This window comes from Corallococcus sicarius (assembly GCF_003611735.1).
Taxonomy (GTDB): Bacteria; Myxococcota; Myxococcia; order Myxococcales; family Myxococcaceae; genus Corallococcus; species Corallococcus sicarius.
The window spans coordinates 1-4,349 of record NZ_RAWG01000507.1; the positions used below are offsets into that span (position 1 = coordinate 1).

5 protein-coding genes and 1 pseudogene are annotated in these 4,349 nt (G+C 70.7%); 2 read left to right on the plus strand and 4 right to left on the minus strand.

The genetic code is table 11. The annotated features are described in order from the left end of the window. A pseudogene (locus D7X12_RS43285) lies at positions 1–389 on the plus strand (carboxypeptidase regulatory-like domain-containing protein); the annotation flags it as partial. Positions 390–417: 28 nt separating this feature from the next. Here D7X12_RS43285 and D7X12_RS39725 read toward each other — a convergent pair. The 3 genes from D7X12_RS39725 to D7X12_RS39735 all read right to left on the minus strand — a co-directional run bounded on the left by D7X12_RS39725 (position 418) and on the right by D7X12_RS39735 (position 2,880). Beyond that, the gene (locus D7X12_RS39725; RefSeq protein WP_120630345.1) at positions 418–942 is read right to left on the minus strand and encodes a hypothetical protein; all 525 of its coding nucleotides are present in this window, start codon (positions 940–942) and stop codon (positions 418–420) included. A gap of 42 nt (positions 943–984) precedes the next feature. After that, positions 985–1,956 (minus strand): tetratricopeptide repeat protein, encoded by a 972-nt coding sequence (locus D7X12_RS39730; RefSeq protein ID WP_120630346.1) that lies wholly within the window; start codon positions 1,954–1,956, stop codon positions 985–987. Positions 1,957–2,133: 177 nt separating this feature from the next. Next, complete coding sequence (locus D7X12_RS39735; protein ID WP_244225062.1) at positions 2,134–2,880, minus strand: putative outer membrane beta-barrel protein; 747 nt, start codon at positions 2,878–2,880, stop codon at positions 2,134–2,136. A gap of 137 nt (positions 2,881–3,017) precedes the next feature. Here D7X12_RS39735 and D7X12_RS39740 point away from each other — a divergent pair, with 137 nt between their 5' ends. Then, a complete protein-coding gene (locus D7X12_RS39740; protein ID WP_120630348.1) occupies positions 3,018–3,437 on the plus strand; it encodes a YciI family protein in 420 nt (139 codons plus the stop codon). A gap of 15 nt (positions 3,438–3,452) precedes the next feature. Here D7X12_RS39740 and D7X12_RS43290 read toward each other — a convergent pair. Continuing rightward, positions 3,453–4,349 (minus strand): DUF6624 domain-containing protein (locus D7X12_RS43290; RefSeq protein WP_120630349.1); only part of this gene is annotated, 897 nt, incomplete at its 5' end.

Sequence of the window (4,349 nt, forward strand, 5' to 3'; positions counted from 1 at the left end):
GGCCCCAACCCCCCATGGGCTTCGAGGCCCCCTCCACCACCGACGCCCTGGGCGGCTTCACGCTGGCCCTGGACCCGGGCGAGTACCGGCTGGACTTCCTGCCCGGGGAGAACCTGCCGCGCGTCAGCCGCTTCGTCACCGTGCCGCCCCACACCCAGGAGCAGCAGCGGCTGAAGCTGCAGTCCTTCACGCTGTCGCGGGGGCGCTCCCTGAGCGGACGCATCACCCTGCCCCCGGATCCGGCGCTGGCCCCGGACGGCGTCGCGGCGAACGCGTCCGTGCGCTTCTTCCGCGTGGTGACGGTGGCGGGCCGGCCCGCGTCGCTGCTGCTCGCGCAGACGGTGTCCGACAGCACGGGGCGCTACTCCACCGTGCTGCCCACGCGCTGAAGCGGGCTCGGAAGCCAGCTCCGAAACTTCAGGGCAGCCGGCCGGCGTCGCGGCGCGCGCTGTCGAAGGCGGCGTGCAGCGCGTCCACCGCGCCGCCCACCTCGCCCGCGTACTGCACCGCGTGGATGGTGTAGAGGTCCTGCACCTTCGCGAGCTGGCGGTACACCGCGCGCAGCTCCACGCGGGCCGGGTCGCGCGAGTCGAGCGCGCACTCGGACTCCGACTTGCGCAGGCGCAGCAGCCACTCACTGCGGTAGCGCATCCACTCCTGGTCGACCTTGCGCGCGGGCAGGACGTGCACGAGCTTCTCGCGCTCCGCCTCCAGGTGCTTCCAGTGGCCGTCCGCGGCGTTGAGGCACTCGCGCACGGTGAGCGGCGGAGTCACGGCCGGGGGGCGCCCGGGCGTCATCGCCGCCACGGAGTTCCCCACGTTCCAGATCATCCACAGCGAGAACAGCGTGGACAGCGTGATGTGGACCCCATACGCGGCGCCACGGAAGCGGCGGAAGCGGGGGTCTTTCCGGGTTTCGGGAGGAGCGGACACGGGGTCCAGGTCTTACGACCCTGGACCCCGGGTGGCAATCACTCCGTGGCGCTACTGACCGGCGGGCGCGGCCGTCTGCACGGCGGGCGCGGCGCCCGGGGCGGCCGCGGGCACCGCCGCGGCGTCTCCACCGGAGGCGGCGCGCTTCGCGGACGACAGGCGGCCGCGGAACTGCGACAGGTACTGGGTGGCCGGGTACGTGGCCAGCGCGTCGCGCACCGTGTCCGCCGCCTTATCGAACTGGCCCGTCTCCTGGTACGACTGGGCGAGCAGCAGCATGGCGTAGTCGCGCGTCTTGGACTTCTTGTCGCCTTCCACGAAGCGGGCCAGCAGCGGCACCGCCTTGTCGTGCTGGCGCAGCTGGTTGTACGCCGTGCCCAGGAAGAAGGACGCGTCCAGGGCGTCCGCCTCGGCCGGGTTCATGGCGAGGAAGCGACCCAGGTCCTCCACCACCGCGGACATGTCGTTGCGGCGGAAGGCGATCTTCCCGCGCTCGAAGGCGGCGTCGCCCGTCTCGCGGCGAAGGTTGGCGGCGCGGTCGTTGAGGGCCTGGCGCTCCAGCGAGGACAGCCGCTGCGTGTCCAGCTTCATCAGCGCGTCAATGCCCTTGAGGCGCTCATCACCCGGCAGCGTGGTCATCATCTTGTAGACCTCACCCGCGGCGCGCTGCGCCGTCAGGTGCGCGGTGGTGTCCCCGCGCTGCTTCTCCAACTGGCCGCTCAGGTCCGCGACCTGCTTCTCCAGACGCTCGCGCTCGTTGGTGGAGCTGGAGCTGCGCGCGCCGCTGACGAGCACCGCGCCACCGACCGCCAGGATCGCGAACAGCGCGTAGGCCACCGCCGAGGAGATCCACTGCCGCTTCTGGAAGTCCTCGTGACGCTTGCCCACCGCCTTCACCTCCGCATGGAGGTTCTTGAGCAGGTTGTCCGTCTTGATGACGAGGTTTCGCGATTCGATGACCTCTCGGCGGAGCTCTGAGAGCTCCTTCTCGAGATCGGTCTTCGGTTGATCAGAGGGGGGCATGGACATCTTCCTGGGACCGGAAATGACTTCGGCCGACTCACGCATGCTAGGGGACTCTCCTGGATGAGGGGCGGGTTCTTTTTCCGCTCCCCAACAGAGCCCTGCGTGCAGGTCATTCCCCCCACCGCCTGGATGCTTGCGTGCCTGCCTGCCCTGATCTCCCGGCCTGGCGGCTTGCTAGAACGTGGGCATGGGCCGGGACGGATCCGGTGGGAACGTATAAGTCACGCCCAGCGAGAACCAATTGCCGCCGCTGCTGAAGCTGAACGGGCCGGGCGCATCCGCCTTGGGGGATTCCACCGGGCCGCGCAGGAACATCAGGCGGTATTCGGCGGTGATTCCCCACTTCGACGACAGCCGCAACGTGGCGCCGAGCGCCCCCACCCACGCCTGGCCCACGTTCTCCTGGAGTCCCGAGCCCTCGCGCTTGGACGAGATGACGGTGGGCCCGGTGAGCACGCCCGCGAAGGGCACCAGCCCCTGCGGCCCGATGTCGAGCACGCCCTGGAAGCGCAGCCCCACGAGCGCGCCATAGGCGAGGGTGCTGACCTTGCGCGACACGGAGGAGCCATCCCCGAGGGACTCCGTCAGGCGCAGGGTCTGGGTCGTGCCGATCAGGTCGATGCCCAGCTCCACCAGGTCCGTCACCGCGTACGCGAACGTCAGCGCGCCCACCGGGGCCCCGGAGGACTCCGGCGCCCGCTCCAGGCCCGCGGCGGGGCCCTTCGCGCCGTACCAGGAGTCGTAGAGCGTCGCGTTGGAGGTCAGCCGGTAGCCGGCTCCCACGGTGATGCGGCCCACGCCGTCCAGCGAGCTGGGGGCGGCGTCCGCGCTCCCCTCGTCGTCCTGGGCAAGGGCGGGGGTGGCGCACAGGGCAACGAGCAGCGGCAGACGGCGGAGCATCCCGGTGGGTGCTACAGGCATGTGTGTCACCGTAGCCCCGAGCCCTCCGGCGTCAATTTTCCGGGAGGGAATCCGGCGCGTGTCGATTGTCCGGGGCGCCGTTCGTCGCGTCTGTGAACCCGGGCCCTGGTTCCGGCCCACCCCCAGGAGTGACCCCCATGCGATTCATGATGATCGTGAAGGCTAACAAGGACAGCGAAGCCGGCGTGCTCCCGACCCACGAGGAGCTGACCGCCATGGGGAAGTTCAACGAGGAGTTGGTGAAGGCCGGCATCCTGCTCGCGGGCGAGGGGCTGCACCCGAGCTCCAAGGGGACGCGGGTGCGCTTCTCCGCGAAGCAGCCCACCGTGGTGGACGGCCCCTTCGCGGAGACGAAGGAGCTGGTCGCCGGCTTCTGGATGCTCGAGGTGAAGTCGAAGGACGAGGCCGTCGCGTGGGCCCGGCGTGTCCCCTTCGTGGAGGGGGAGATTGAGATCCGCCAGGTCTTCGCCCCGGAGGACTTCGCGCCGAGCGACCCCACCGGAGAGCTGATGGAGCAGGAGAAGCAGCTGCGCGCGAAGGCCGCCGCGACGGCCTGAGCGCGCGGCCCGCGCCTACGGCTTCACCGGCAGGGGCGTGGCGGAGGCGGGGCGCGAGAACGTGCGCTGCATCTGCGCCGCGTACTCCTCCAGGGTGCCGAGCCCCACGGAGGCGCGCCGTGCATCCACCTGCGCGGCCTCCTCGATGGGCTGGGGCACCATCACCCCGTCCTTCTCCGTGAACTGGGTGCCATAGCGCTGCGGCTTGCCTTCGCCCACGAGCACCCGGTCGGTGAGGTACGCGAAGTCCTTCTTCGGGGCTTCACCGGCGGCGAGCGCCTTCTCCATCAGCGCCAGGCACTCCTTCTGGAAGGGCCGGTCGAGGTCCGCGTGCTGGACCATCAGCCACACGCCCTTCGAGGCCCGCTCACCCACCAGCGTGCGCCCCGGCCAGCCATGCTTCGCGATCACGCCCTTGAGCCACGCGGTGTTGTCCCGGTCCACCTGGTTCAGTTTTTCAATCTTCTCCGGGCTCGGCTTCGGGCCGTCCGTGAAGAGCGCTTTGCGGACCGCCTGGTCCACCTCCATCCGCTTGAGCACCTCGTCCCGCAGGGTGGGATCCGTCGCCACGTTCTTCTTCGCGTCGGTGGCCTGGACCTTCGCCAGCACCTGCGCGAACGCGGGCTCATCCCGCAGGGGGGCGAGGTCCGTGTCCTGGGTCAGGTGCTCGGCGTTGTCCAGCCCCGCATCCGCGGCGCGCTCCAGCCACTCGAGTGCCTCCGGCTTCTGCCCGGCGAGAGAGGCCGCGCAGGCCGCGTTGTAGAGCATCCCGGGGTTGCGCTCGCCTGCGTCCCAGAGCTGGCGGAAGAACGGGAGTGCCTCCGCCGGGGCGTTGGCGGCGATGCGCTGTTCGGCCTGCGTGACGAGGGCGGAGCGCTCGGAGGCGGACAGCTGGGGCGCGGGGGCCGCGGG

What these genes read in the sequence shown, in the direction of transcription:
- D7X12_RS39730 (WP_120630346.1), bottom strand. Translation starts at nt 1,956, where the DNA reads ATGCCCCCCTCTGATCAACCGAAGACCGATCTCGAGAAGGAGCTCTCA.
- D7X12_RS39735 (WP_244225062.1), bottom strand. Translation starts at nt 2,880, where the DNA reads ATGCCTGTAGCACCCACCGGGATGCTCCGCCGTCTGCCGCTGCTCGTT.
- D7X12_RS39740 (WP_120630348.1), top strand. Translation starts at nt 3,018, where the DNA reads ATGCGATTCATGATGATCGTGAAGGCTAACAAGGACAGCGAAGCCGGC.